The sequence below is a fragment of the Stenotrophomonas sp. 220_Sma genome (assembly GCF_056487375.1).
In genome coordinates, this window is sequence record NZ_CM151348.1 from 4,499,829 (window position 1) to 4,524,180 (window position 24,352).

At 66.7% G+C, this 24,352-nt stretch carries 26 protein-coding genes and 2 tRNA genes; 14 read left to right on the forward strand and 14 right to left on the reverse strand.

The annotated features are described in order from the left end of the window. The first annotated feature begins 69 nt into the window (after positions 1–69). The 6 genes from yccS to ACZLIB_RS20980 all read left to right on the forward strand — a co-directional run bounded on the left by yccS (position 70) and on the right by ACZLIB_RS20980 (position 6,465). Complete coding sequence (gene yccS / locus ACZLIB_RS20955; RefSeq protein WP_478468625.1) at positions 70–2,247, forward strand: YccS family putative transporter; 2,178 nt, start codon at positions 70–72, stop codon at positions 2,245–2,247. Between the two features lie 141 nt (positions 2,248–2,388). Beyond that, complete coding sequence (locus ACZLIB_RS20960; RefSeq protein ID WP_153854680.1) at positions 2,389–3,183, forward strand: SDR family NAD(P)-dependent oxidoreductase; 795 nt, start codon at positions 2,389–2,391, stop codon at positions 3,181–3,183. 139 nt (positions 3,184–3,322) lie between these two features. After that, on the forward strand, positions 3,323–5,212 hold the full coding sequence (locus ACZLIB_RS20965) for an MFS transporter (protein WP_478468626.1): 1,890 nt from the start codon (positions 3,323–3,325) through the stop codon (positions 5,210–5,212). Between the two features lie 182 nt (positions 5,213–5,394). Continuing rightward, positions 5,395–5,682 carry a CD225/dispanin family protein gene (locus ACZLIB_RS20970; RefSeq protein ID WP_005419784.1) on the forward strand — a complete coding sequence of 96 codons (288 nt, stop codon included), beginning with the start codon at positions 5,395–5,397 and terminating at the stop codon, positions 5,680–5,682. Between the two features lie 34 nt (positions 5,683–5,716). Then, positions 5,717–5,995: a CD225/dispanin family protein gene (locus ACZLIB_RS20975; protein WP_110713960.1), complete on the forward strand. Its 279-nt coding sequence runs from the start codon at positions 5,717–5,719 to the stop codon at positions 5,993–5,995. Between the two features lie 44 nt (positions 5,996–6,039). Continuing rightward, a complete protein-coding gene (locus ACZLIB_RS20980) occupies positions 6,040–6,465 on the forward strand; it encodes a DUF2752 domain-containing protein (protein ID WP_006473646.1) in 426 nt (141 codons plus the stop codon). Positions 6,466–7,048: 583 nt separating this feature from the next. Here ACZLIB_RS20980 and ampE read toward each other — a convergent pair. The 5 genes from ampE to ACZLIB_RS21005 all read right to left on the reverse strand — a co-directional run bounded on the left by ampE (position 7,049) and on the right by ACZLIB_RS21005 (position 10,759). Beyond that, positions 7,049–7,936 (reverse strand): regulatory signaling modulator protein AmpE, encoded by an 888-nt coding sequence (ampE, locus tag ACZLIB_RS20985; protein WP_032127176.1) that lies wholly within the window; start codon positions 7,934–7,936, stop codon positions 7,049–7,051. Positions 7,937–8,070: 134 nt separating this feature from the next. Further along, the gene (gene nudC / locus ACZLIB_RS20990) at positions 8,071–8,976 is read right to left on the reverse strand and encodes an NAD(+) diphosphatase (RefSeq protein ID WP_478468627.1); all 906 of its coding nucleotides are present in this window, start codon (positions 8,974–8,976) and stop codon (positions 8,071–8,073) included. A gap of 146 nt (positions 8,977–9,122) precedes the next feature. Continuing rightward, a complete protein-coding gene (gene erpA, locus ACZLIB_RS20995) occupies positions 9,123–9,515 on the reverse strand; it encodes an iron-sulfur cluster insertion protein ErpA (protein WP_005419789.1) in 393 nt (130 codons plus the stop codon). 31 nt (positions 9,516–9,546) lie between these two features. Continuing rightward, positions 9,547–10,011, reverse strand: a complete 465-nt coding sequence (locus tag ACZLIB_RS21000; protein WP_006398829.1) for a bactofilin family protein — start codon at positions 10,009–10,011, stop codon at positions 9,547–9,549. Between the two features lie 4 nt (positions 10,012–10,015). Next, entirely contained in the window at positions 10,016–10,759 is a 744-nt protein-coding gene (locus ACZLIB_RS21005; protein ID WP_100442148.1) for a DUF6776 family protein, read from the reverse strand. 179 nt (positions 10,760–10,938) lie between these two features. Here ACZLIB_RS21005 and ACZLIB_RS21010 point away from each other — a divergent pair, with 179 nt between their 5' ends. Genes ACZLIB_RS21010 through ACZLIB_RS21020 form a run of 3 tightly spaced genes read left to right on the forward strand, consistent with a single transcriptional unit; the run spans position 10,939 to position 15,687 of the window. After that, entirely contained in the window at positions 10,939–11,556 is a 618-nt protein-coding gene (locus tag ACZLIB_RS21010) for a DUF4126 domain-containing protein (RefSeq protein WP_005411305.1), read from the forward strand. A gap of 44 nt (positions 11,557–11,600) precedes the next feature. Further along, entirely contained in the window at positions 11,601–13,487 is a 1,887-nt protein-coding gene (locus tag ACZLIB_RS21015; protein WP_277779218.1) for an EAL domain-containing protein, read from the forward strand. Between the two features lies 1 nt (position 13,488). Next, positions 13,489–15,687, forward strand: coding sequence for an ATP-binding protein (locus ACZLIB_RS21020; RefSeq protein WP_478468629.1), 2,199 nt, complete (start codon positions 13,489–13,491; stop codon positions 15,685–15,687). A gap of 58 nt (positions 15,688–15,745) precedes the next feature. Here ACZLIB_RS21020 and bfr read toward each other — a convergent pair whose 3' ends face one another. The 3 genes from bfr to ACZLIB_RS21035 form a co-directional block, all read right to left on the reverse strand. Then, positions 15,746–16,216, reverse strand: coding sequence for a bacterioferritin (gene bfr / locus ACZLIB_RS21025; protein ID WP_005419804.1), 471 nt, complete (start codon positions 16,214–16,216; stop codon positions 15,746–15,748). 143 nt (positions 16,217–16,359) lie between these two features. Further along, on the reverse strand, positions 16,360–16,569 hold the full coding sequence (locus ACZLIB_RS21030; RefSeq protein WP_005411309.1) for a (2Fe-2S)-binding protein: 210 nt from the start codon (positions 16,567–16,569) through the stop codon (positions 16,360–16,362). A 108-nt stretch (positions 16,570–16,677) separates the two neighbouring features. Next, positions 16,678–17,298 carry an RNA pyrophosphohydrolase gene (locus ACZLIB_RS21035; protein WP_032127170.1) on the reverse strand — a complete coding sequence of 207 codons (621 nt, stop codon included), beginning with the start codon at positions 17,296–17,298 and terminating at the stop codon, positions 16,678–16,680. A 120-nt stretch (positions 17,299–17,418) separates the two neighbouring features. Between ACZLIB_RS21035 and ACZLIB_RS21040 the strand changes: the two genes are divergently transcribed. Both ACZLIB_RS21040 and ACZLIB_RS21045 read left to right on the forward strand, forming a co-directional pair. Further along, a tRNA-Met gene (locus tag ACZLIB_RS21040) sits at positions 17,419–17,495 on the forward strand. Between the two features lie 55 nt (positions 17,496–17,550). Then, positions 17,551–17,625 (forward strand) — tRNA-Gln (locus ACZLIB_RS21045). Between the two features lie 280 nt (positions 17,626–17,905). Here ACZLIB_RS21045 and rpsI read toward each other — a convergent pair. Both rpsI and rplM read right to left on the reverse strand, forming a co-directional pair. Next, a complete protein-coding gene (gene rpsI / locus ACZLIB_RS21050; RefSeq protein WP_005411311.1) occupies positions 17,906–18,298 on the reverse strand; it encodes a 30S ribosomal protein S9 in 393 nt (130 codons plus the stop codon). 2 nt (positions 18,299–18,300) lie between these two features. Then, a complete protein-coding gene (rplM, locus tag ACZLIB_RS21055; RefSeq protein ID WP_005414692.1) occupies positions 18,301–18,729 on the reverse strand; it encodes a 50S ribosomal protein L13 in 429 nt (142 codons plus the stop codon). A 197-nt stretch (positions 18,730–18,926) separates the two neighbouring features. On the opposite strand from rplM, the gene coq7 reads away from it, so the two are divergent. Continuing rightward, a complete protein-coding gene (gene coq7, locus ACZLIB_RS21060; RefSeq protein WP_049401665.1) occupies positions 18,927–19,571 on the forward strand; it encodes a 2-polyprenyl-3-methyl-6-methoxy-1,4-benzoquinone monooxygenase in 645 nt (214 codons plus the stop codon). Between the two features lie 87 nt (positions 19,572–19,658). Here the strand turns inward: coq7 and ACZLIB_RS21065 are convergent, their stop codons facing one another. Then, positions 19,659–19,979 (reverse strand): DMT family transporter, encoded by a 321-nt coding sequence (locus tag ACZLIB_RS21065; protein WP_005411314.1) that lies wholly within the window; start codon positions 19,977–19,979, stop codon positions 19,659–19,661. 168 nt (positions 19,980–20,147) lie between these two features. Continuing rightward, positions 20,148–20,942, reverse strand: coding sequence for an adenosylmethionine decarboxylase (speD, locus tag ACZLIB_RS21070; RefSeq protein ID WP_006473908.1), 795 nt, complete (start codon positions 20,940–20,942; stop codon positions 20,148–20,150). Between the two features lie 149 nt (positions 20,943–21,091). Here speD and crp point away from each other — a divergent pair, with 149 nt between their 5' ends. Then, a complete protein-coding gene (crp, locus tag ACZLIB_RS21075) occupies positions 21,092–21,781 on the forward strand; it encodes a cAMP-activated global transcriptional regulator CRP (RefSeq protein WP_010482649.1) in 690 nt (229 codons plus the stop codon). A 62-nt stretch (positions 21,782–21,843) separates the two neighbouring features. Next, positions 21,844–22,605, forward strand: coding sequence for a sulfite exporter TauE/SafE family protein (locus ACZLIB_RS21080; protein ID WP_014038735.1), 762 nt, complete (start codon positions 21,844–21,846; stop codon positions 22,603–22,605). 168 nt (positions 22,606–22,773) lie between these two features. Here ACZLIB_RS21080 and ACZLIB_RS21085 read toward each other — a convergent pair whose 3' ends face one another. Both ACZLIB_RS21085 and trpC read right to left on the reverse strand, forming a co-directional pair. After that, positions 22,774–23,490 carry a haloacid dehalogenase-like hydrolase gene (locus ACZLIB_RS21085; RefSeq protein WP_032127168.1) on the reverse strand — a complete coding sequence of 239 codons (717 nt, stop codon included), beginning with the start codon at positions 23,488–23,490 and terminating at the stop codon, positions 22,774–22,776. Further along, entirely contained in the window at positions 23,487–24,281 is a 795-nt protein-coding gene (trpC, locus tag ACZLIB_RS21090) for an indole-3-glycerol phosphate synthase TrpC (RefSeq protein ID WP_049401666.1), read from the reverse strand. Before trpC ends, ACZLIB_RS21085 begins: the two co-directional genes overlap by 4 nt. Between the last annotated feature and the right edge of the window lie 71 nt (positions 24,282–24,352).

The window sequence follows — 24,352 nt, forward strand, 5'->3', positions numbered from 1 at the left end:
CGTTGGTCCGCACTCCATATTTCACCCCGCACCCGCAATAATGGTGGGAGACCCTTCCACCGAGCCTGCATGCCCGCCCGCGAATCCCGCCTCAGCCGCCTGTGGGCCCACGAAAAGGCCAGTTATGGCCTTCGGGTGTTCATCGCCCTGACCGCAGCGCTTGCCGTGTGCTGGCAGCTGGACGCGCTCACTGCCCTGCCCGGCGTGTTCCTCGGCATCATTGCCAGCGCCATCGCCGAGACCGATGACAACTGGTGGGGCCGTACCAAGGCGGTACTGCTGTCGCTGCTGTGCTTCTGCCTCGCCGCCGCTTCGGTGATCTGGCTGTTCCCCTGGCCATGGATCTTCATCGGCGCGCTGGCGCTGTCCACCTTCGGGTTGACCCTGCTGGGTGCGCTCGGCGAGCGCTATGCGTCCATCGCCCAGGCCACGGTAACGCTGGCGATCTACACCATGATCGGGCTGGAGCAGCATGGCGCCAGCGACCTGCACAGCGCGCTGGACGCGGTCAGCCATCTGCTGGCCGGTGCGGTCTGGTACGGCCTGCTGTCGATCCTGTGGACCGCACTGTTCGCCAACCGTCCGGTACGCGAACGCGTGGCGCGACTGTACGTTGAACTGGGCCGCTACCTGCAGTTGAAGGCAACACTGTTCGAGCCGGTGCGCGAGGCCGACCTGCAGCGTCGCCAGCTCGACCTGGCCGAACAGAACCGGCGCGTAGTCGGTGCATTGAATGAAGCCAAGACCGCGATCCTGGCCCGCTTCGGCCGTTCCGGGCGGCCCGGCGTGAACTCCGGCCTGTACCTGCGCCTCTACTACATGGCACAGGATTTCCACGAGCGCGCCAGCTCCTCGCACTACCCGTACGGTGCGCTGGTCGATGCCTTCTTCCACAGCGATGTGCTGTACCGCTGCCAGCGCCTGCTCGACCTGCAGGGGCTGGCCTGCGCACGGCTGGGCGAGGCGATCCGCCTGCGCCGTCCGTTCGTGTATGGCGAAAGCAACCAGCAGGCCGGGCGCGACCTGGCCGATGCGCTGGCCTATCTGCGCGACCAGCAGCGTCCGCAATGGCAGCGCCTGCTCGGATCGCTGGATCTGCTGGTGCACAACCTGCGCAGCATCGAGCGCCGCCTGCTGGATGCGGAGCGCTCCGAGGCCAGCCTGGACAACGTCGATACCCGCCTGCGCGACAGCAACCCGCACACCCTGCGCGAGATGGGCGTGCGCGTGCGCCAGCAGCTCACGCCCGGCTCGGTCCTGTTCCGCCACGGCCTGCGCATGTCATTGGCCCTGATCGCCGGCTTCGCGGCAATCCGCTTGTTCAATGCACAGAACGGCTCGTGGGTGCTGCTGACCATCGTGTTCGTGTGCCGCCCCAACTTCGGCGCGACCCGCCAGCGCCTTGCACAACGCATCGTCGGCACCGTGGCCGGCCTGGTGCTCACGTGGGCACTGCTGCAGCTGTTCCCGCAACTGCACGTGCAGCTGCTGATCGCGCTGCTGTCGGCGCTGCTGTTCTTCTTCACCCGCACCGACCGCTATCTGGTGGCCTCGGCGGCGATCACGGTGATGGCCCTGACCTGCTTCAACCTGATCGGCGACGGCTTCGTGCTGATCGTGCCGCGCATGGTCGATACGCTGCTGGGTTGTGCAATCGCGGCGGCGGCCGCGTTCCTGATCCTGCCCGACTGGCAGGGCCGCCAGCTGCACCTTGTGCTGGCGCGCGTGCTGGACACCGCCGCGCGCTACCTGGATTCGGTGCTGGGCCAGTACCGCAGCGGCATGCGTGACGATCTGGCCTACCGCATCGCCCGCCGCGACATGCACAACGCCGACGCCGCGCTGTCCACCGCGCTGTCGAACATGCTTCGTGAACCCGGCCATGTGCGCCGCAATCTGGATGCCGGCTTCCACTTCCTGGCGCTGTCCAACACACTGCTCGGGCACCTGTCGGCCCTGGGTGCGCACCGCGACCAGGTGGACAGCTACGCCGGCGATCCGCTGGCGCTGGCTGCCGGTGAGCGCGTGCGCAAGGCGCTGCAGCAACTGGCGACGGCCCTGACCGCTCGGCAGCCGGTCAGCGAGGACGACAACGACGCTGATCGCGCGGTGGCGGCCGAACTGGAACAGATCGACGAGGCGATGCCGCCGAAGCTGCAGCTGATCCGCACGCAGATGGCGCTGGTGCTGCGGATGCTGCCGAAGGTGCGGGCGGCGGCGAATGAGGCGGTGACCAGCCTGACCTGATCCCTCATCGCTGGTCGGACATTCCATCCACGCATGGCGTGGATCTACTGCACCGCGTGCAACCGTGTGTTGCGTATGGCGATGCGCCCCGATCACGTTCCCGCGCGGATACTGGGCGATCCCTGCTCCCCCGGATTCCCCATGAAGATTGAACTCTCCGGCCGTACCGCGCTGGTCACCGCCTCCACCGCCGGCATCGGCCTGGCGATTGCCCAGGGCCTGGCCAACGCGGGCGCGCGGATCATTCTCAACGGCCGCAGCACCGACAGCGTCGAACGCGCCCGCCAGCGCCTGCTCGCCGCCGTTCCGGGTGCCGACGTGCTCGGCGTGGCCGCCGACCTCTCCGATGCGGCCGGCGTCGACACGCTGCTGGCAGGCCTGCCCAAGGTCGACATCCTGGTCAACAACGCCGGCATTTTCGGCCCCGAGGACTTCTTCGAGACCGAAGACGCGACCTGGGAACGCTACTGGCAGACCAACGTGATGTCCGGCGTGCGCTTGTCGCGGGCACTGTTGCCGGCCATGGTCGATGCCGGCTGGGGTCGCGTACTGTTCATCTCATCCGAATCGGCACGCAACATTCCGGCCGACATGATCCACTACGGTGTCAGCAAGACCGCGCAGCTGTCGCTGTCGCGCGGCCTGGCCAAGCGCGTGGCCGGCAGCGGCGTCACCGTCAACGCGGTGTTGCCCGGCCCGACCATGTCCGACGGTTTCGCGGCGATGTTCGAAGATGAACGCCAGCGCAGCGGCAAGCCACTGGAGCAGATCGGCCGCGAGTTCGTGATGGCACACCGGCCGTCTTCGGTGATCCAGCGCACCGCCACGGTCGAGGAAGTGGCCAACATGGTGGTGTACCTGGCCTCGCCGCAGGCCTCGGCGACCTCCGGCGCAGCGCTGCGCGTGGATGGCGGCGTGGTCGACGATATCGTCTGAGACCTATCAAGGTGTGCGGACCAACGGTCCGCACCCACAGTTGTGGGGCTTCAGTAGATCCACGCCATGCGTGGATGCATCCCGCCATGGTCCCGGCGGATAGGCAGGAATGCTAGGCTGCGCCGGTCAAGGAGGCTCCATGTCCGGTCACAACCAGTTCGCCCTGCTGCGCCAGCGCCGTTTCCTGCCGTTCTTCGTCGTCCAGGCACTCGGTGCGTTCAACGACAACGTATACCGGCAGGCGATCATCAGCATGTTGCTGTTCATGGCCGTGCCGGAAGAAGAACTGGGGCTGTATGCCACGCTGGCGCCGGCCATCTTCATCCTGCCGTATTTCCTGTTCTCGGCGCTGGCCGGGCAGATCGCCGACAAACTGGAAAAATCGCGGCTGATCGTGATCACCACCACCATGGAGATCGTGATCATGTCGCTTGCGGCCACCGGCTTCCTTACACAGAGCCTGCCGGTGCTGCTGGTCGCCCTGTTCTGCACCGGCATGCAGTCGACCCTGTTCGGCCCGGTGAAGTACTCGGTGCTGCCGTCGGTGCTCAAACCCGAAGAGCTGACCGGTGGCAACGGTCTGGTTGAAATGGGCACCTCGATGTCGATCCTGTCCGGCATGATCGTCGGCGGCCTGGTGTTCACCGTGGCCGGCAGCCACGGTACGGTGGTGGCGGCCTGCGCGATCATCGGCCTGGCAATCTGCGGCAACATCGCCGCGCGCCTGATTCCCAAGGTCGATGCCGGCGACCCGAACCTGAAGATCAACTGGAACCCGCTGCCCGAATCACTGGCGGTGCTGCGCATGGCGCGCCAGCAGAAGGCGGTGCGCAATTCAATCCTGGGCGTGTCCTGGTTCTGGTTCGTCGGCACCGTGCTGACCTCGCAGCTGCCGGCCTATGCCGTGACCAACCTCGGCGGTGAGCCGACCCTGTATATCTTTGCGCTGGCCCTGTTCTCGGTCGGCACCGGCATCGGTTCGCTGCTGTGCGAGAAGCTGTCGGCACGCACGGTGGAAATCGGCCTGGTGCCGCTGGGTGCGTTCGGCATGACCGCGTTCCTGCTCGACCTGTATTTCGCCCGCAGTGGCGAAGCGACCGTGCACGGACTGACCATCGGGACGTTCCTGCAGCAGCCGGGCAGCATCCGCATCGTCATCGACCTGGTCGGCATCGGCCTGTTCACCGGCATCTTCGTGGTGCCGCTGTTCGCGCTGATCCAGAGCCGCACGCCGAAGGCGCAGATGTCGCGCGTGTTTGCCGCGCTGAACATCCAGAACTCCGGTTTCATCGTCGGCGCAGCCCTGCTGTCGCTGGCCGCGCACAAGCTGCTGCACTGGACCATCCCGCAGCAGTTCCTGGCGCTGGCCATCGCCAACGCGCTGGTGGCGATCTACATCTTCACCATCGTCCCCGAATTCCTGATGCGCTTCCTCAGCTGGCTGATGGTGCGCACCCTGTACCGGCTGCGCCCACACGGCATCGAGGCCAATGTGCCCGACGAGGGCGCCGCGCTGCTGGTCTGCAACCATGTCAGCTACATGGACGCACTGATCCTGTCGGCGACGATTCCACGCCCGGTGCGCTTCGTCATGTACTACCGGATCTTCAACATCCCGGTGATGCGCTGGATCTTCCGCACCGCCAAGGCGATCCCGATCGCCGGCGCGCGTGAAGACCCGGCACTGATGCAGCGCGCGTTCGACGAGATCGACGCTGCGCTGGCCGAAGGCGAGCTGGTCTGCATCTTCCCGGAAGGCGCGCTGACCAAGGATGGCGCGATGGCACCGTTCAAGTCCGGCGTCGAGAAGATCCTCGAACGGCGGCCGGTGCCGGTGGTGCCGATGGCGCTGCGCGGCATGTGGTCGAGCATGTGGAGCCGGCGCGACAGCCGCCTGGGCCGCATGCGCGTGCCGCGCCGTTTCCGCGCCACCGTCGAGGTGGTGGCGGCAGCGGCCGTGGATGGCCACAGCACCAGCGCACCGGTGCTGGAGGCCCAGGTGCGGGCCCTGCGCGGCGATCACGCCTGACGAGATGGGCCCGCCGAGCGGGCCCAGCGGACTCCCCCACATACGTCATCGTCCAGTGGTGTACGCGACATGTCGTGACTGTAAACGCATACATGCAACGCAGGTTGCGGTAGATTACGCACCCACAGGGGGGAGGTCCGGCCGATTCATCATGGCCGGCCACCAAGGAATGGAGTCTCGCTTTGAATCAACCACCACCGCTCAGCCGTCCGGTCTACATCCCCAACCATCTGGTCTGGGCGATCCTGACGACGCTGTTCTGCTGCCTGCCGTTGGGCGTGGTGTCGATCGTCTATGCCTCCCAGGTCGATGGCCGCCGCGCGGCCGGCGACCTGCCGGGGGCCTACAGTGCGTCGCGCAAGGCGGGCTGGTGGGCGGTGGCTTCGGCCGTGGCCCTGCCGGTCCTGTTGCTGTTGTGGTTCGGGCTGTTCGGCGGCTTGGCCGTACTGGGCGCTCTTTCCGACCAATGATCCACCACCACCACCCATCAAGGAGCTTGAACCCATGAATACTGCTACTCCGCAGGTCCCGAATAACCTGGTCTGGGCGATCCTGACCACCCTGTTCTGCTGCCTGCCGGCCGGCATCGTGTCGATCGTCTACGCCGCCCAGGTCAACGGCAAGCTGGCCGCTGGCGACATCGCCGGCGCCCAGGACTCCGCCGCCAAGGCCAAGAAGTGGGCCATGTGGTCGGCCATCGCCTGGGTCGTGCTGGTCGTGCTGTACGTGCTGTTCTTCGTTGTGCTCGGCGGCATGGGCGCGATGAGCAACGGCAGCTACTGATACGCCTGGACGGATCCGGCGCCAGCGCCGGATCCGTTGTTGCAATGTCCGCGCTTCCCGCTCGTTCCCGACTCGCCCGCTGGGCACCGCTGCTGGTTTCCGCCGGCCTGGCCGTGGGTGCCACGGTGGTGCTGCGCAACGTCAATCCGTATGTCGCCGGCAATCCCCTGCCGAGCTGCCCGCTGTACGCGCTGACCGGCCTGTACTGCCCGGGCTGTGGCAGCACGCGCTGCCTGTATTCCCTGGTCCACTTCGACCTGCCCGGCGCGATGGCGATGAACCCGCTGCTGGTCATCAGCCTGCCGTTCCTGTTGTTGATGCTGCTGAACATCGCCGGCATCCGCCCGCGTGTGCTCGACCCGCTGATGCGGGTGCTGGCCAATCCCGTGTTCTGGCTCTGGGTGCTGCCCGGGTATGCGCTGCTGCGCAACCTGCCGTGGGCACCGTTCACCGCACTGGCACCGATCTAGGTTTCCAGCCAACGGCGCAGCCCCTCGTGGTGGGCGGCGTTTGAAGGTAGAAGCCTTGGGGTTGGCCGGGTGGGTGGGCTGCGCAGGGGGCGCTGCAAGTACGTCCATGTAAGCTCGGTCGCCGCTTGCTCGTGCGCGCAGTCCTGCACGCACGGCAAGGCCAGGGTTGGGCGTCCTGCCCAACCCGCCCGAGGCATGCCTCGGGCCCATGCGGCTCACGCCCCTGCACAGCCCCCCCCCCCGGCCACGAACAGTTTCCGTGTGCGTCCACCACGGAAAAGAAAGAGAAGATCAAAAGCGGAAGCGGATCGCTTCGCTCTGCATCCACGCATGGCGTGGATCTACCGTGTCGACCAAGGTCGACACCTACCAACAGCCGCGGGAATCTGTCGGGGGTGGGGCGGTGTGGGGCTGCAGGACCGTTGGCGCCATGGATGGCGCCATCGAGCCCCCAGGGACGGGTTTACGGCGTGTCCTGCAGCCCCACACCTCCCCGCCCAACCCTCAGCAACCCAGAGCCGCTTTGGCTTTGGCTTTGGCTTTGGCCTCTGCAGGTGCAGGGCTGCAAGCCCTGCCAGAACACCTACGTCACCCAGCCTGCAATCACCAGCAGGGCGAGGATCGCCAGCCACAGCAGCAGCATCCGCCACACCAGGCTCATCGCATCACGCAGGTCCGGCAGCCGCTGCCACACCGGCAACAGCCCCGCCTCGGTGTAATCGTGCGCATCCTCGCGCAGCTCGGCATTGACGCTGGCCCGCGCCACCGCGCCCAGGAAGCCGATGTTGCCGGCCAGGCGCTCGCCGTGGGCCTGGCGCCAGGCCTTCCACGCCGTATCGAAGTTGCCCACCAGCGCCATCGAAAACGCCATCAGCTGCGCCACCGGCCACTCGATCCAGCCCAGCAGGCGCTGCGCCAGCGCCAGCGGCTCCACCGGCACGCGGGCGCGCATCGGGCTTTCCGCCATCAACGCCAATAGCCGGTAACCCAGCGCACCGGCCGGGCCCAGCAGCAGGAACCAGAACAGCACCGCGAACCAGCGCCGCAAGGCGTTGAGCACGGTTGCCTCGACCAGTGACGGAATGTCCTCGCGCAGGCTGCCACCGGCCGCCTGCAGGTTACGCACCGCGGCCTGGCGCGTCGCCGCGTCATCGGCATCGATGATCGCTTCGATATCGCGGTCCAGATCGCGCGGGCCCCAGCACCACGCCAGCACCGCCACGCCCAGCAGCAGCGACGGCAGGCCGAACAGCACCCCACGCAGCAACCACGCCAGCAGCGCCATCAGCAACAGCGGCGGAAGCAGTGCCAGGGCAACGCCGGCCGGTCCCTGCCAGGCCTTGCCACCGCGCGCGTCCAGCCAGCCCAGCCAACGCCGGAAGCCGTCGAAACGGCGCAGCGAGGCGGCAGCGGCCGGGGCAACATGGCCCAGGGCCAGTGCCACCAGCACGGCGGCCAGAGTGGTGAACATGGCAGGTCTCCCTACGAAACAGAACGCTCGGCGTCGCTACCTTACCTGTCGCAGCGGCGCCCTCAGCGGTGAACCGGACTGTAACCCGGGCCGTGTTCAGGTGGCGGCAATACAGGCGCCACCGTCAGCCCCGCTCAGCCCTTCTGCTGCCGGTACCAGTGTTCGATCAGGCCGCGCGAAATCGAGATCGGCGGCGACAGGCGGATGCCCTGGCCATCGTCCTCCACATCGCGTGCCAGTGCCGCGCCGACCTCGTCGGCACTGAACCAACGCGCATCTTCCAGCTCGCCATCCACGGTCGGCAGGTCATCCTGCGCCTGTGCACGGAAACCGATCATCAGCGCACCCGGGAACGGCCACGGCTGCGAACCGAGGTACTGGCAGGCGGTCACCCGTACCTTGCTCTCCTCGTGCACTTCACGCACCACGGTCTGCTCGAAGGTCTCGCCGGGTTCGACGAAGCCGGCCAGCACCGAGTAACGCCGCGGTGCCCAGTTCGACTGCCGGCCCAGCAGCAGCCGGCCCTGGTTTTCCACGGCGACGATCACGGCGGGATCGACACGCGGGTAATGCTCGGTGGAACACTGCGCGCAACGGCCAACGAAGCCGCCACGGGCAAACGCCACGGCACCGCCGCACACGCCGCAGAAGCGGGTGCGCGAATGCCAGTAGGACATGCCGCGGGCATAGCTGAAGGCGGTCGCATCGGCCATCGGCCACAGCAGTGCGGCCTGGCGCAGGTCGAGGCGGCGCGGGGCCGTGACGGTAACGTTGGCGGCTTCGACCGAGAACCAGGCCTGCTCGCCGCGCAGGCCGAGGAAGACTGCGGCACCGGGACCACCGCCGATGTCGGCGCCGGTCAGCGCCAGCGGCTGGTCGTCATCGCCGGTGAAGGCGCTGCCGTCCTGATCGAGCACGAGAATGCGCGCGCCCGGCCACAGGCGCGCCAGTGCATCGGCATCGTCGCGCAGGGCATCGGCGCGCTCCAGCGGTTCGCCAACGAAAGCGAAACCGGAAAGCGGCGAAGGAGTATTGGGCATCCGGCAAGCGTGCCGCCAATCGATGCAGGTGGCAAGTTCGGCGCTGTGCGCAATCTGCCGGTGTGGGCGTGCAGGCACAGCATCCACGCATGGCGTGGATCTACTGAGGTGCCAACCTTGGTTGGCACATTCCGGCCACAGGCCTCTTACATGCTGAAGCTGCTGCCGCAGCCGCAGGTGGTCTTGGCGTTCGGGTTGCGGATCACGAACTGGGCACCGGTCAGGCTCTCGGTGTAGTCCACCTCGGCGCCCATCAGGTACTGCAGGCTCAGCGGGTCGACCAGCAGGGTCACCCCGCTGGTCTGTACCGCCAGGTCATCCTCGGCACGGTTCTCGTCGAACTCGAACCCGTACTGGAAGCCCGAACAGCCACCGCCTTCGATGTACACGCGCAGGGCCAGGTCGGGGTTGCCCTCTTCCTGGATCAGGGATTTGACCTTGGCGGCCGCCGACTCGGTGAAGTTCAGCGGGCGCTCCAGCGACTGGTAATCGGGCGCGGCAACCGGGGTGGCGCCGGGCAGGGAGACTAGCGTGCTCATGGTGTCAGCATGGGGGTGCCGACGATGGCTTTCAAGCCATCGCCTCGGCCAGCTTGCGGCGTGCGGCGGTGTCACCCTTGCCGCCATTGGCCTCATCACCTTCCGGGGCCGGCAGGGCCGCCATCGGGGCGCTGGCATGGATCAGGCGGCCGTTCAGCTGGGCACCCGCATTCATCTCCACCACCTGGTAATGGACGTTGCCATTGACCCGCGCGCTCGGGGTCAGTTCGACCTTCTCGGTGGCATGCACGTCGCCGTCCAGGCGTCCACTGATGACCACCACCTGGGCACGGATCTCACCTTCGATCACGCCATGCTCGGCGACCGTCAGGGTCGCGCCACTGGCGCCTTCGGCGGCGATCACCTTGCCGTGGATGCGGCCTTCCACATACAGGCCCCCACTGAATTCCACATCACCGCGGATCACCACCTGGTTGCCGATCAGGGCATCCACCACCAGCTGGCCTTCACGGTTGGATTTGCTGCTTCCGAACATCTGCCTACTCCCCTTTGCTGGCCGGCGCGCCGGCCTGTTTCCAGTCGAATACCTGGGTGGTACCCCCCGTACCACTCCCCAATGTCACCCGCACGCGTTGCGGGGTGAAGTCAGCCGGCAGCATCACGCTGCCGGTGATCTGCTGGAAGTACCGGAACGAGTAATCCTGTCCCGGTACCTTGCTGCGCTGGTGCAGATCATCCCAGCTGATCGTGGCCAGCTTGCCGTTCTTCACGCCTTCCACGGTGAAGCGCATCTGCCCCTGGCTGATGGCACCGCGGTTGAGGTTCTGTGTCAGCACGGCGGTGTACTGCCAGGTGCCGGCCGCTTCCGGGCTGAACTCGATCGAATGGGTGTTCAGGCCCTTGCGCTGGCTGGTCGAACCCACCAGGCGCTCATAGAAGGCAACGTCGGCACGCAGGCCGGCGATTTCCTCATCGCGTTCGGCCAGCGAGGACTGCACCTCGGTGTTGGCGGCGCGGCTGATGCGGTCGGAGGCTTCCAGCGTGGCCTGCTTCTGGCGCAGTTCGGTCAGCTGCGCCTGCAACGTCTCGGCGCGCTTCTCGGCGGCCTGCAGGCGCTGGCCCTGTGCATCGCGCGGCGTGGCCATCCAGCAGCCACCCAGCACGGCCAGCACCAGGCTGAGCAGCCAGATGCCGCCGATCACCAGCAGGCGGCGACGGTCGGCCGGCGGTTGCGGCGCGCCGGGCAGGCGAACCTGCACGCGCATGGGAGGACGGTTGGTCATGGGTGGATTCCGGGGCATCGCGAGGGCGACACCGGTACGGCCCCTGTGGCAAACGACGGGCTAGTGTATGACAGGACGGGTGGGTTTCCTGCGCAGTGGCGAGCCACCGTCTGTGGCGTTCAGGCATGCCATCGTCGATAGTGTGGTCCCCTGCACAGTTCCGTCGCCGGAGCATCGCCATGACCGAAGCCCACCTGTTCGTGATCGGCATCCTGCTGGCCTGGCTGGCCGGCATCCGCGTCTACCTCACCGTGTTCGGTGTCGGCCTGGCCGGCCTGCTCGGCTGGGTCGACCTGCCGCCGGCCCTGCAGGCCACGGAATCGTGGTGGGTGCTGGGCACCTCGGCAGCGCTGGCGGTGACCGAATTCTTCGCCGACAAGATTCCCGGCGTCGACTCGGCGTGGGATCTGGTGCAGACCCTGGCACGCGTACCCGCAGGGGCCTTCCTTGCCGCAGCCACGCTGTCGCCGGATGGGCAGCTGGGCACCGGCGCACTTGCTGCCGGTGCCGGTGTCGCGCTGGCCAGCCATGGCCTGAAGGCCGGCACCCGCGCCCTGCTCAATACATCGCCCGAGCCTGCCAGCAACTGGGTGGCCTCCGCCGCCGAGGACACCGTGGTGGTCGGTGGCCTGGCCCTGGCCCTGGCACACCCGTGGATCGCGCTGATCGTGGTGCTGGCCTGCAGCCTGGCCGGCGCGCTGCTGGTGTGGCTGGTCTGGCGCACCTTGTGGAAGGGCGTGCGCTGGCTGGCACGCAGTGCGTCGCCCGACAGTCCACGCCAGCCCGGTACCGGTTGATCGCCGGGCTTGTCGCATAATGGACGCGAACACCAGGAGCACCGATGGCCGCAAACGAATCCCCCGCGGGCGCCCGCCCGGGACGCGCTGAAACCCCTCCGGCCGATCATTGGCAACGCTGGACCGCTGAACCGGCGAGCGCGGTCGCCGCAGCGCCGGCCGCGGTTCCGCCGCTGGCCGCCTCCGACGCACCCGCATCGATCGGCAGCGCACCGCCGCCGTTGCCGGCCCCGGCCGTGCTGGCCGAGGCTGGCAACAACGACCAGGCGCCGCCGCCCTCCGATTCGCCCTACCGCGTGCTGATCGTCGAGGACGACCGCGCGCAGGCCCTGTTCGCACAGAGCGTGCTGCATGGCGCCGGCATGCAGGCGATCGTGCACAGCGATGCCGACGGCGCGCTGCAGGCGATCAAGGAGCATCGGCCCGACCTGATCCTGATGGACCTGCACCTGCCCGGCCTGGACGGCATGCGCCTGACCGCGCTGATCCGCCAGCAGCCTGGCCTGCAGTTGCTGCCGATCGTGTTCCTGAGCGGCGATCCGGACCCGGAACGCCAGTTCGAGGTGCTCGACAGCGGCGCCGACGATTATCTGAGCAAGCCGATCCGCCCCCGCCACCTGATCGCCGCCGTGGCCAACCGCATCCGCCGCGCACGTGCGCAGGCAGCGACCCTGCCTGGTGCTACCGGCGCACCGGCCACCAGCAATCCGGAAACCGGCCTGCCGACACGTCACCACGTGCTGCAGCAACTCAACGCCACCCTCACCCATCGCGACCGGGGCGGCGTGTTCTTCATTGAAGTGGCCAGCGCGCTGGGCCTGCGCGAACGCTATGGCTACGCCGCCTTCGAGCGCCTGATGGTGCAGGCCGGGCAGCGCCTGGCCGAGGCCGGCCATCCGCACCTGCTGGCACGCCTGAACGACAACAGCTTCCTGCTGCTGGCCCGCAATACCGATGAAGACAGCCTGGAAAGCATCGCCGCGACCCTGCGTGAGCAGCTCTCGGCGCGCGCCTTCGTGATCCGCGATGATGAATCGGTGCATCTGCGCGGCGTGGTGGGTTACGCGCCGCTGTCGCCGGGCTTCGACGATGCCAACGCTGCACTGGAAGCGGTCGAGCGCACCACCCTGCAGGCACGCCTGCTCAGCGCCGGCGTGGCGGGCCACGTGCATCGCCAGGCCGTCACCGAACAGGAACACCTGGCACTGCTGGAAGGCCAGCTGGAGCTGGCCTATCAGCCGATCGTCGCTGTCGCCGGTGGCAACACCGCGCAGTACCAGCTGCTGCTGCGCCTGCGCCAGGCCGACGGCACGGTGCTGGCGGCCGGCCAGGTGATTCCCGCCGCCGAAGCGGCAGGCCGCATCGCCGACCTCGACCAGCAGGTGATGGACCATGCGCTGGGCCTGCTGGACCTGTACCGGCACGCAACGCAACCGCTGAACCTGTTCGTTTCGCAGTCGCTGCGCACCCTGCAGCGCGATGCCTTTGGCGACTGGCTGCTGGAATCACTGCAGCAGCGTGACCTGCCCGGCAGTGCGCTGGTGATCGACGTGCGCCTGCCCGACGCGCTGATCCACACCGTGCCGCTGCAGCAGTTCTGCCAGCGCATGGCCGGCGCCGGCGTGCGCTTCTGCCTGAGCCAGTTCGAACCCAGTGGCGAAGCCGATGCACTGCTGACCCACCTGCCGCTGTCGTTCGTGCGCATGGCCGCGCGGTTCTCCAGCAGCCATTCCAACCCGGCCACGCGCGAGGAACTGCGCAAGGCGATCGAACAGGCGCATGCCGCCGGGCTGCAGATCATCGGCCAGCAGATCGAGGACCCGCAGGCCGCGGCAGCGATGTGGGTCGGCGGCGTCGATTACATCCAGGGCAACATGGTGCAGTCGGCCGGCAGTGACCTGAACTTCGACTTCCACAACGCGGTGCTCTGAGGTGCCGCTGTGGGGCGTGCTGCTGGTTGCCCTTGCTGCGGCCGTCGCACTGCTGCTGTTGGGCCTGCGCCTGCGCGCGCGCAACCGGGCACTGGCCCAGCTGCAGCGCGAGCACAGCGCGCTGGCCAGCGAGCGCGACCAGCTGCGCCGCACCACCGAACGCCAGGGCCAGCTTGAACAGCAGCTGCTGCAGGCCAAGCAGGCCGCCGAAGCGGCCGTGCTGGCCAAGGGCGAGTTCCTGGCCACGATGAGCCACGAGATCCGCACGCCGCTCAACGGCATCCTGCCGATGCTGGAGCTGATCGCGCGCGGGCCGCTGGGTGAAGACCAGCGGCAGATGCTGGCCACCGCTTCGGCCAGTTCACAGCAGCTGCTGCGCATCGTCGACGACATCCTCGACTACTCCCGGCTGGAAGCGCAGGCGCTGGAACTGGAGATCACCAGCTTCAACCTGCGCGACCTGCTCGATGGCGTGGTGCAGCTGATGCAGCGCGCCGCCGATGCCAAGGGCCTGTCCCTGGCCCTGCAGCTTGACCCATCGGTGCGCCTGCCGGTGCGCGGCGACCCGGTACGCCTGCGCCAGGTGCTGAGCAACCTGCTGGCCAATGCCATCAAGTTCACCGCCCGCGGCCAGGTGCAGCTGCGCGTGCAGCGCCTGGGCGAAGGTGCGGCCCAGCACCAGCTGCGCTTCGAGATCATCGACACCGGCATCGGCATCGATGAGGCACTGCAGGCACGCCTGTTCCAGTCCTTCAGCCAGGCCGATGCCTCGACCACGCGCATCTACGGTGGCACCGGCCTGGGCCTGGCCATCTGCAAGCGCATCATCGACCTGATGCACGGGCAGATCGGCGTGCAGTCCACGCCCGGCCAGGGCGCAACGTTCTGGTTCGAGATCCCGCTGCTGAAAGTACCCGGCGACCTGCCTGCGATGGCGCGCGCCCCCGCAGCGCTACTGTTGTTCAGCGCCGATGCAACGCTGCAGGCACGCATCGAGCGCATCGCCGCCCACCATGGGCTGCAGGTGCAGGTGCTGGCACAGCTGGATGCCGTGGTCGAGCGCCTGCGCGCTCCCGCGCGGCCCGGACAACCAGCACCGGCATGGCTGATTGTCGATTCCCGCACCCGCCGCAACGGCGAGGTCACGCTGCAGCAGGCGCTGGCCGAGCGCGGCGACGATGATGCACTGCAGGTACTGTGGCTGCAGGAAGACACGCCTGCACAACGCCCGCGCCAACGCCAGCTGCTCCCGCATTTCGATGATGCAGCCCTGCATGCACTACTAGCGGCGCCTGCCACGCCTGCCCGCCCTGCCGCCCTGCTGGCCAATGCCGAAGACGGCTTGCCAACACCGACGCTGCCGCCACTGCACCTGCGCGTGCTGCTGGTGGAAGACAACACGGTCAACCGGATGGTGGCCGAGCATCTGCTGCGCGTGTTCCAGTGCGAGGTGCGCAACGCCGCCGACGGCGAGCAGGCACTGGCCGCCCTGCGCGAGGGCGGCGTGGACGTGGTGCTGATGGATTGCCAGATGCCGGTGCTGGACGGCTACGCCGCCACGCGCCGCTGGCGTGCGGAAGAAACGGAAACAGGGCGCTCGCGGTTGCCGATCATCGCGATGACGGCCAACGCCATGGCCGGTGACCGCGAACGCTGCCTGCAGGCCGGCATGGACGATTACCTGTCCAAGCCGATCGCACGCGCCACCTTGCATGCGCTGTTGAGGCGCTGGGGGCAGCGATCACGCGATGTCGTAGCGTCGAGCTTGCTCGACGGCGATGCATCCGGGGCCAGTGGGATCCCGCCAGCCGAGCATGGCCCGGCTCTACAAGAGACGAAAAGCCAATCGGTGACGCAACCGGTGCTGGACCGTGATGTGCTGGACGAACTGCAGGCGGTGATCGGCGATACCGCCCTCCAGATCGTCTCGGTGTTCCTGGAGGATGCGCCGGCGATGGTGCAGCAGCTGCAGCAGGCCGCGCAGAGCAGCGACGAGCCGCGACTGCAGGCAATCGCCCACAGCCTTAAATCATCGAGTGCGAACGTGGGGGCGTTGTCGCTGTCGGCAATCGCGCAGCGGATCGAGCACGAAGCCCGTAGTGGCAGCCTGCAGCGCCCCGCGGTGGCGGTGGCGCTGCTGGTTGCCGAATTCGCCCGGGCGCGCGTGGCGCTGACGGGCTACCTGGCACAGCATCGGTAGCGTCGAGCTTGCTCGACCATCGCCATGCTGATCACAGTCGAGCAAGCTCGACGCTACGTCACTCTTCCAGCTTGCTGAGCAGGTACTTCGGCTCGCCGATACGCTCGATCAGGTCGAGCTGGGTTTCCAGCCAGTCGATGTGCTCTTCTTCCGAGTCGAGGATCTTCACGAACAGCTGGCGGCTGACGTAGTCGCCTACCGAATCGGAGTAGGCCACGGCCTCGCGCAGGGTCACCACGCCGTCGCGCTCCAGCGACAGGTCGCACTGCAGGATCTCGGTCGGGTTCTCGCCGATGCGCAGCTTGCCCAGCGCCTGGAAATTCGGCAGGCCTTCGAGGAACAGGATGCGGTCGGCAAGCATGTCGGCATGCTTCATCTCGTCGATCGATTCCTTGTACTCGTGTTCGGCCAGCTCCTTGATGCCCCAGTTCTTCAGCATCTTGGCGTGCAGGAAGTACTGGTTGATCGCGGTCAGCTCGTTGTAGAGGACCTTGTTGAGGAATTCGATGACCTTGGTGTCGCCCTTCATGGGGGTGCTCCTGCACGCTGAAAACGCAGGCACTTTAACGCCTTGCGCGCGGCCGTGAAGGAACGCGAATCGTGCGCATTGGCCTGTGCGGCCGCACGTGAAGGATGCGAAAGCGCGGCGTCAACGCGCCGCGAAAGAGACGATCAGGCGACCTGGGCCAGACCGAGGACCGGCAGCGGCAGATCGTGGGTGGCACGCGCCTTGGCCAGCAGATCGCCGGCCATGTCCAGGCAGGAACCGCAGGTGGCACCACAACCGGTACGCATGGTCAGTTCGGCCACCGTGCTGACGCCATGGCTGGCGGCTTCGCGGATCTGGTGGTCGGTGACTCCGTTGCAGATGCAGACGTACACAGGCGTGAACCGGGCTGACAGGCCAAGAGTGGCCTGTTGGCTATTCCAATGGAAACGAGAATGGTTGTCAATCAGAGACCTGAACCATTCTCGATACGGTTCAGCCGGTCACGTGGCCGGACCATCGCCGGTGGCCTTCTTCGGCCAGTAGCCGCGGGTCCGTGGGCGCTTGCGTGGGCGGTCATGCCCGGCGGTATGGCCCGGCATCCAGGCCTCCGCAGCGCTCTTGGGCATGGCGGTCACGCCCTGCCCGGCCACCCCGCGCGCCAACGGCGCCAGATGTCGCAAGGCGCGCGCATAGACGCCACGCTTGAACATCACCACGTGCTCCACCGGGTACCAGAAGTCCACCCAGCGCCAGTGGTCAAACTCGGGGGAGTCGGTGTGGTCCAGCTTCACGTGGGATTCGTCGCCGGTCAGGCGCAGCAGGAACCAGACCTGCTTCTGGCCGATGCAGACCTGCCGCTCGTTGCGACGGATGGCCCGCGCCGGCAGCTTGTAGCGCAGCCAGCCGGGCGTTGCCCCGAGCACTTCCACGTGCTCAGGCAGCAGGCCGGTCTCTTCCTGCAGTTCACGATACATGGCCTCGACAGGCGTCTCGTCGGTATTCATGCCACCCTGCGGGAACTGCCAGCCGTCCCGGCGCACACGTCGTGCCCAGAACACCTGGCCGTCCTGCCGCATCAGCACAATGCCGACGTTCGGTCGATAGCCGTCCGGATCGATCACGATGCGGACTCCTAAAAAATCTACTGGTCGGGACTATCCCATGCCGCCTGTCGGCCCACAAGCACGATACAAAAGTGTTGACAGGGGCGATACACATCCGCAGAATAGCGGGCTCACCAAGGCTATGTAGCTCAGCCGGTTAGAGCACAGCACTCATAATGCTGGGGTCGGTGGTTCGAGTCCACCCATAGCCACCACACTGAAAATCAAGTTGTTTTTCAGCGTGAAAAGTGAGAAAATAGTTGCACGTTTTGCCCCGTCGCCAAGCGGTAAGGCACCTGACTCTGACTCAGGCATTCGGTGGTTCGAATCCATCCGGGGCAGCCAAATTAAAAACAAAAGGCCAGATCGAAAGATCTGGCCTTTTGTTTTTAATTTGGTCGCGCATTCCACCTTACCCCCGCGCCTGTCGGCGCACCCCCTTGAACAACAAGGGGGCTCTTCTCCAGACAGAGACCGGGGTCAGGCATGCGGACCACGGGTAGTGCCGGCCGCTGGCCGGCAACCAGGAAATCCACGACCCCAGAACGACAAAAGCCCGGCCGAAGCCGGGCTTTTGCTTGTCCAACCAGCGGGCTCCCGGAGGAGCCCAACCAGGCGCGGTAGATCAGCGCTTGGAGAACTGGGTGGCGCGGCGGGCCTTGTGCAGACCGACCTTCTTACGCTCGACTTCACGGGCGTCACGGGTCATGAAGCCAGCCTTGCGCAGCTCGGACTTCAGGGTTTCGTCGTACTCGACCAGAGCACGGGCGATGCCCAGACGGATCGCACCGGCCTGGCCGGTGGTGCCGCCGCCAGCGGCGGTGACCAGGATGTCGAAGCTTTCGGTGTTCTTGGTCAGCTCGAGCGGCTGGCGCACGATCATGCGCGCGGTCTCACGACCGAAGAACTCGTCCAGCGGACGGCCATTGACGGTGATGTTGCCCGAACCCTTGCGCAGGAACACGCGAGCGGTGGAGGACTTGCGGCGGCCAGTGCCGTAGTTTTGAGTGATAGCCATGATTAGATATCCAGAACCTGCGGCTGCTGTGCGGCGTGCGGATGCTCAGTGCCGGCGTAGACCTTGAGCTTGCGGTACATCTGGCGACCCAGCGGGCCCTTCGGCAGCATGCCCTTCACGGCGATCTCGATCACGCGCTCCGGGTGGCGCTCCAGCGCCTGTGCCAGGGATTCGGTCTTCAGGTTGCCGATGTAACCGGTGAAACGGTGATACATCTTGTCCTGCAGCTTCTTGCCGGTGACGGCAATCTTTTCTGCATTGATGACGACCAGGTAGTCGCCGGTATCAACGTGCGGGGTGTAGACCGGCTTGTGCTTGCCACGCAGACGGCGGGCCAGCTCGGTGGCGAGACGGCCCAGGGTCTTGCCCTCGGCGTCGACGAGGTACCAGTCGCGCTGGACGGTCTCGTTCTTGGCAGTGAAAGTGCTCATGAAGAACTCTAGGTTAGGTCGGGCTCATTGCGGCGAAAGGCTCGCCGGAACTCTGCCACGCGTTGTGAAAAGGTGAAGCGTAAGAGGCGGGATTGTACGCAGGTCAGCCCCCCGTTGCAAGCCGTCCCTTGACCGGGTTGGCAGGGGGACGGGGTCGGGCGAGAATCGCGGGGTCTTCCGCCCCACCGTGTACCGCCATGACCGTGCTCCGCCAGATCACCCCGCTGGACCACCTGCTGACCGAGGCGCAGCGCGCCCTGGACACGGTGTTCGGCAACCCGCCGGCGGCCCGCCCCTATCCGGCTGCGGACACCGACGAGCCGGGCATGGACAGCACCGAACGCCGCCACGCGGCCGGCCTGATGCGGATCAACCACGTCGGCGAGGTCTGCGCACAGGGCCTGTACTTCGGCCAGGCGGCCGTGGCCCGCGACCCGGCCACGCGTGAACACCTGCTGGAAGCGGCCCAGGAAGAAACCGACCACCTGGCCTGGTGCGCCACCCGCCTGGGCGAACTGGACAGCCGTCCGAGCCTGTTCAACCCGCTCTGGTACGCCGGCAGCTACACCATCGGCACCCTGGCCGGGCTGCGCGGCGACGGCTGGAACCTGGGCTTCGTGGTCGAGACCGAGCGCCAGGTGGAAGCCCATCTGGACGAGCACCTGGTCGACCTGCCGGCCGGCGACCTGCGCAGCCGCGCGGTCATCGCCGTGATGAAGGAAGACGAGGCCCGCCATGCGGACCACGCCGAACAGGCCGGCGCACGCCGCCTGCCGTTCCCGATCCCGGGCGCGATGGCGCTGGCTTCCAAGGTCATGAAGACCATCGCCTACCGGCTGTGACCGCCAGGTAGTGCCGGCCGCTGGCCGGCAACCACGCAGACGCCGCAGAAGATCCGGAGGTTGCCGGCCAGCGGCCGGCACTACCAGTTAATTGGGCGAGACCAGCTTCAGGCCGATCACACCGGCCACGATCAGGCCCACGCAGGCCAGGCGGGCCGGCGATGCGCTGTCGTTGAACAGGTAGATGCCCAGCACCGCTACGCCCATGGCGCCGATACCGGTCCAGATCGCGTAGGCGGTACCGACCGGGATGCTCTTCATCGCCTGGCTCATCAGGTACAGGCTGATCAGCGCGGACACGACCGTGGCAGCGGTGGGAAGGGGCTTGCTGAAGCCTTCGGAGTACTTCATTCCGAGGGCGAAACCGATCTCGAACAGGCCGGCCAGCAGCAGGTAGATCCAGGGCATGGGTGGGGGCTCCTTACCTTTTTTGAGAAAAACGAAACGGCCCGGTGTTTTCACACCGGGCCGTGGGTCGGTACATCACCGTGGAACTGTAACGCGTGCGGGGCACTGGTTCCACGGGGCGGGTCGTCCCGCCTGGGCGGCGATGCCTGCGGGCATCGCACATGGGGCTTACTCGGACAGGTTCCGGCCGTGGAACAGCTCTTCGATCTCGCGCTTGAGCAGCGCTTCGATCTTCATGCGTTCCTTGAACGACAGGTTCTTGGCCTTTTCCTCGAACAGGTACTGGTCCAGGTCGAAGTCCTTCAGGTGCATCTTCGTGTGGAAGATGTTTTCCTGGTAGACGTTGACGTCGAACATCTCGTAACGCGACTTGATGTTCTTGGCCAGGAAGTTCTGGATCGAGTTGATCTTGTGATCGATGTAGTGCTTCTTGCCCTTCACATCGCGGGTGAAGCCACGGACGCGGTAGTCCATGATCACGATGTCCGACTCGAGGCTTTCGATCAGGTAGTTCAACGCCTTCAACGGCGAAATGACGCCGCAGGTGGCCACGTCGATGTCGGCGCGGAAGGTGGCGATACCTTCCTGCGGGTGCGTTTCCGGATAGGTGTGCACGGTGATGTGCGACTTGTCCATGTGCGCGACCACGGCATCGGAGATCAGCTCCTTGCCGGCCTGCTTCTTGTCGATCACCGGTTCTTCGGAGATCAGGATGGTCACCGAGGCACCCTGCGGATCGTAGTCCTGGCGGGCCACGTTCAGGATGTTGGCGCCGATGATCTCGGCGACATCGGTCAAGATTTGAGTCAGCCTGTCGGCGTTGTACTCTTCATCGATGTATTCAATGTAACGCTGACGCTCCTCTTCGGTGCGCGCGTAACACACGTCATAGATGTTGAAGCTCAGCGCCTTGGTGAGGTTGTTGAAACCCTGCAGCCTCAGGCGAGGCAACGGCTTGACCACGGCGGTCGATTCCTGTGTAAGAAGGGAAAGGGGGAATTATGGGGCAAACTGTCCCCGGGGGGAACGTGAAGAGCGCTCACATCTGGCACACTGTTTGCCCTTAACAATTGCGCTGGTTAAGCTCCGCTATCGACCCCGTGAATCCGTTCATGCGCAGAGGGAGCGCTCCTATCGTGTCAACCGTGCGCCTAGCTAGCAGTCCACTGGCCCTGGATATCGCCACAATCGATCGTTTCCTGGCGCACAGCCACAGGCGGCGATACCCCACCCGTACCGACGTCTTCCGACCCGGTGACCCGGCGGGAACCCTGTATTACGTCATCAGCGGCTCGGTTTCGATCATGGCCGAGGAAGATGACGATCGCGAGCTGGTGCTGGGCTACTTCGGTGCCGGCGAGTTCGTCGGCGAGATGGGCCTGTTCGTTGAATCGGACCGCCGCGAGGTGATCCTGAGGACCCGTACCGCCTGCGAGCTGGCCGAAATCAGCTACGAGCGCCTGCACCAGCTGTTCCTCGGCCCGCTGTCGGCCGATGCCCCGCGCCTGCTCTACGCGCTGGGCCAGCAGATCTCCAAGCGCCTGCTCGACACCAGCCGCAAGGCCAGCCGCCTGGCATTCCTGGACGTTACCGACCGGATCGTGCGCACCCTGCACGACCTGGCGCAGGAGCCGGAGGCGATGAGCCATCCGCAGGGCAGCCAGCTGCGCGTCTCGCGCCAGGAACTGGCCCGCCTGGTCGGCTGCTCGCGCGAAATGGCCGGCCGCGTGCTGAAGAAGCTGCAGACCGACGGCCTGTTGCACGCCCGCGGCAAGACCGTGGTGCTGTACGGCACCCGTTGATCGTTGAGCACCCGGTGGGTGCGGACCTTGGTCCGCACTCTTTCACGCGCTAGGCTCGGTGCATGGAACTGAGCAGCGCATTCTGGTGGTTCATCCTCATCGGCCTGGGCGCCCAGCTGGTGGACGGCGCGCTGGGCATGGCGTTCGGCCTCGTGTCGTCGTCGGTGATGCTGGCCATGGGCATTCCGCCCGCGCAGGCCAGTGCAGCCATCCACACCGCCGAGGTGTTCACTACTGGCGCCTCCGGCGTGTCGCATCTGGTCGCCGGCAATGTCGATAAGCGCCTGTTCCTGCGCCTGGCGCTGCCCGGCGCCGTAGGCGGCGCCGTGGGTGCCTACGGCCTGACCCAGCTGCCCGGCGAGGTGATCCGCCCGCTCATCTACCTGTACCTGCTGGTGCTGGCCATCATCATCCTGGCACGTGCCGCCGGCCGCCTGATGCCCAAGGGCGAGGTCAAGCGGGTGCCCGTGCTGGGCTTCGTGGCCGGCTTCCTGGATGCCAGCGGCGGGGGCGGCTGGGGGCCGGTGGCCACCTCCACCCTGCTGGCCCGCGGCGGCCAGGCACGCACCACCATCGGCACGGTGAACGCGGCCGAGTTTGTGGTCACCCTGACAGTTTCAGCAACGTTCCTGCTGTCGATGGGGCTGCATCACCTGCAGATCGTGGCCGGCCTGCTGATCGGCGGCATGATGGCCGCGCCGGTGGCCGCACTGCTGGTGAAGCGCCTGAAGGAGCGCTGGGTGCTGGTGGCCGTGGGCGTGCTGGTGCTGGGCATCAGCCTGTTCCAGATCGGGCATGCGCTGACCGGGTATCTGGCGCGCTGAGCGCTCGCCGGGCATGGCCCGGCGCTAGCTGCACGGGATTCGGTAGTGCCGGCCGCTGGCCGGCAACCCCGCAAGCCCTTCCGCAATCATGAAGTTGCCGGCCAGCGGCCGGCACTACCGGGTCGCAGCCCGGCACTCCGTCATCCCATCCCCGGCAGATTCCGCGCGTTACGCCTTGTCACCGCCGCGGTCCACGCAGCCCCAGTTGAGGATGCGGGTGCCGGCCGGCAGCACGCGGCGGAAGAAGTCCACCCTACCCGGCTTCGGGTTCACCACCACCGGCGCCTTGGCGGCCAGCAGCAACGGCAGGTCGGCGGTGCTGTCTGAGTAGGCGATATCGATGTCACCGTAGCCGCGCTCGCGCAGCATGCGCATCTTCTCTTCGTTGTGGCAGTGGCGGGTCGGGCCGACGCCACCCAGCCGTGGGCCGACCTCGGTGCCGATCACCGGTACGTCCTGGTGGGCGACGAAGGCCAGGATCGCGCGTGCCAGCTCTGGTGGCGCGCCCGTGGCAACCACCACGCGGTCACCCTTGGCCCGGTGCGCTGCGAACACCTCCAGCGCCTGTGGCAGCAGCTTGGCGCGCATCTGCGCCTCGTTGCGCAGCACATAGGCGTCGATGACCTTGTTGAAATCGCGCGCACGGTGCAGGCCGAAGCTGCCGATCCACACATAGACCGAAATGCCGGTACGGCGGGTCGGCAGCAGCGCCACCATCGGCCCGGCGATCGGCGTGACCAGCAGCGCCGCCAGCATGCGCAGCGGGTTGCGCTTGATCAGCGAAGCGAACAGGTGAGTACCCGAATCGCCGTCGTAGAGGGTGTGGTCGAAATCGAAGACCACCAGCGGCGCATCGTCGCGCGGCGTCGGATAGTGCGTTTTCATGCCGCGAAGAATAGCTGACGCAGGCCCTCGCCCGGCTCTTCCACGCGCATGAAGGCTTCGCCCACCAGGAACGAGTGGATGCCGGCATCGCGCATCAGCGCCACGTCCTGCGGACCGAGGATGCCGCTCTCGGTGACCAGCAGGCGATCGCGCGGCACCGCCTTCTGCATGTCCAGCGTGGTCTGCAGCGACACCTCGAAGGTGCGCAGGTTGCGGTTGTTGATGCCGATCATCGGTGCCGGTACCTGCAGCGCACGCTCCAGCTCGTCGATGTCGTGCACTTCCACCAGTACGTCCATGCCCAGCGACATCGCCAGTTCGGACAGCGTGGCCAACTGCGTGTCGTCCAGCGCAGCGACGATCAGCAGGATGCAGTCGGCACCCAGCACGCGCGCCTCGTACACCTGGTAGGCGTCGATCACGAAGTCCTTGCGCAGCACCGGCAGCGTGCAAGCCTCACGGGCCTGCTGCAGGTAGGCATCAGCACCCTGGAAGAAGTCCACATCGGTCAGCACCGACAGGCAGCTGGCGCCGCCGAACTCATAGCTGACGGCGATGTCGGCTGGGCGGAAATCCGGGCGGATCACACCCTTGGACGGGCTGGCCTTCTTCACCTCGGCGATCACCGCCGGATCGCCGTTGGCCACTGCCGCCTGCAGCGCGCGCACGAAGCCACGTACCGGCGGGGCGCTGGCCACGGCGGCCTGCAGGTCCTCGAGGGGACGCTGGGCACGGCGCTGGGCCACTTCTTCGGCCTTGCGGGCCAGGATCGTCTGCAGGATGTCGCTCATCGTCTTCGATTCGGTGCGGGGGCGGTGAGGACGGCCATTATCGGCCATCAAGAGGGTCAGGCTGAACCGCG

Coding starts and splice junctions, on each gene's coding strand:
- ACZLIB_RS21000 (WP_006398829.1), bottom strand. CDS start 10,011: ATGTTCGGAAGCAGCAAATCCAACCGTGAAGGCCAGCTGGTGGTGGAT.
- ACZLIB_RS20960 (WP_153854680.1), top strand. CDS start 2,389: ATGAAGATTGAACTCTCCGGCCGTACCGCGCTGGTCACCGCCTCCACC.
- ACZLIB_RS20975 (WP_110713960.1), top strand. CDS start 5,717: ATGAATACTGCTACTCCGCAGGTCCCGAATAACCTGGTCTGGGCGATC.
- crp (WP_010482649.1), top strand. CDS start 21,092: ATGCGCAGAGGGAGCGCTCCTATCGTGTCAACCGTGCGCCTAGCTAGC.
- trpC (WP_049401666.1), bottom strand. CDS start 24,281: ATGAGCGACATCCTGCAGACGATCCTGGCCCGCAAGGCCGAAGAAGTG.
- ACZLIB_RS21085 (WP_032127168.1), bottom strand. CDS start 23,490: ATGAAAACGCACTATCCGACGCCGCGCGACGATGCGCCGCTGGTGGTC.
- erpA (WP_005419789.1), bottom strand. CDS start 9,515: ATGAGCACGCTAGTCTCCCTGCCCGGCGCCACCCCGGTTGCCGCGCCC.
- rpsI (WP_005411311.1), bottom strand. CDS start 18,298: ATGGCTATCACTCAAAACTACGGCACTGGCCGCCGCAAGTCCTCCACC.
- coq7 (WP_049401665.1), top strand. CDS start 18,927: ATGACCGTGCTCCGCCAGATCACCCCGCTGGACCACCTGCTGACCGAG.
- ampE (WP_032127176.1), bottom strand. CDS start 7,936: ATGTTCACCACTCTGGCCGCCGTGCTGGTGGCACTGGCCCTGGGCCAT.
- yccS (WP_478468625.1), top strand. CDS start 70: ATGCCCGCCCGCGAATCCCGCCTCAGCCGCCTGTGGGCCCACGAAAAG.
- nudC (WP_478468627.1), bottom strand. CDS start 8,976: ATGCCCAATACTCCTTCGCCGCTTTCCGGTTTCGCTTTCGTTGGCGAA.
- ACZLIB_RS21015 (WP_277779218.1), top strand. CDS start 11,601: ATGGCCGCAAACGAATCCCCCGCGGGCGCCCGCCCGGGACGCGCTGAA.
- ACZLIB_RS21065 (WP_005411314.1), bottom strand. CDS start 19,979: ATGCCCTGGATCTACCTGCTGCTGGCCGGCCTGTTCGAGATCGGTTTC.
- ACZLIB_RS20980 (WP_006473646.1), top strand. CDS start 6,040: ATGTCCGCGCTTCCCGCTCGTTCCCGACTCGCCCGCTGGGCACCGCTG.
- ACZLIB_RS20965 (WP_478468626.1), top strand. CDS start 3,323: ATGTCCGGTCACAACCAGTTCGCCCTGCTGCGCCAGCGCCGTTTCCTG.
- rplM (WP_005414692.1), bottom strand. CDS start 18,729: ATGAGCACTTTCACTGCCAAGAACGAGACCGTCCAGCGCGACTGGTAC.
- ACZLIB_RS21080 (WP_014038735.1), top strand. CDS start 21,844: ATGGAACTGAGCAGCGCATTCTGGTGGTTCATCCTCATCGGCCTGGGC.
- bfr (WP_005419804.1), bottom strand. CDS start 16,216: ATGAAGGGCGACACCAAGGTCATCGAATTCCTCAACAAGGTCCTCTAC.
- ACZLIB_RS21010 (WP_005411305.1), top strand. CDS start 10,939: ATGACCGAAGCCCACCTGTTCGTGATCGGCATCCTGCTGGCCTGGCTG.
- ACZLIB_RS21005 (WP_100442148.1), bottom strand. CDS start 10,759: ATGACCAACCGTCCTCCCATGCGCGTGCAGGTTCGCCTGCCCGGCGCG.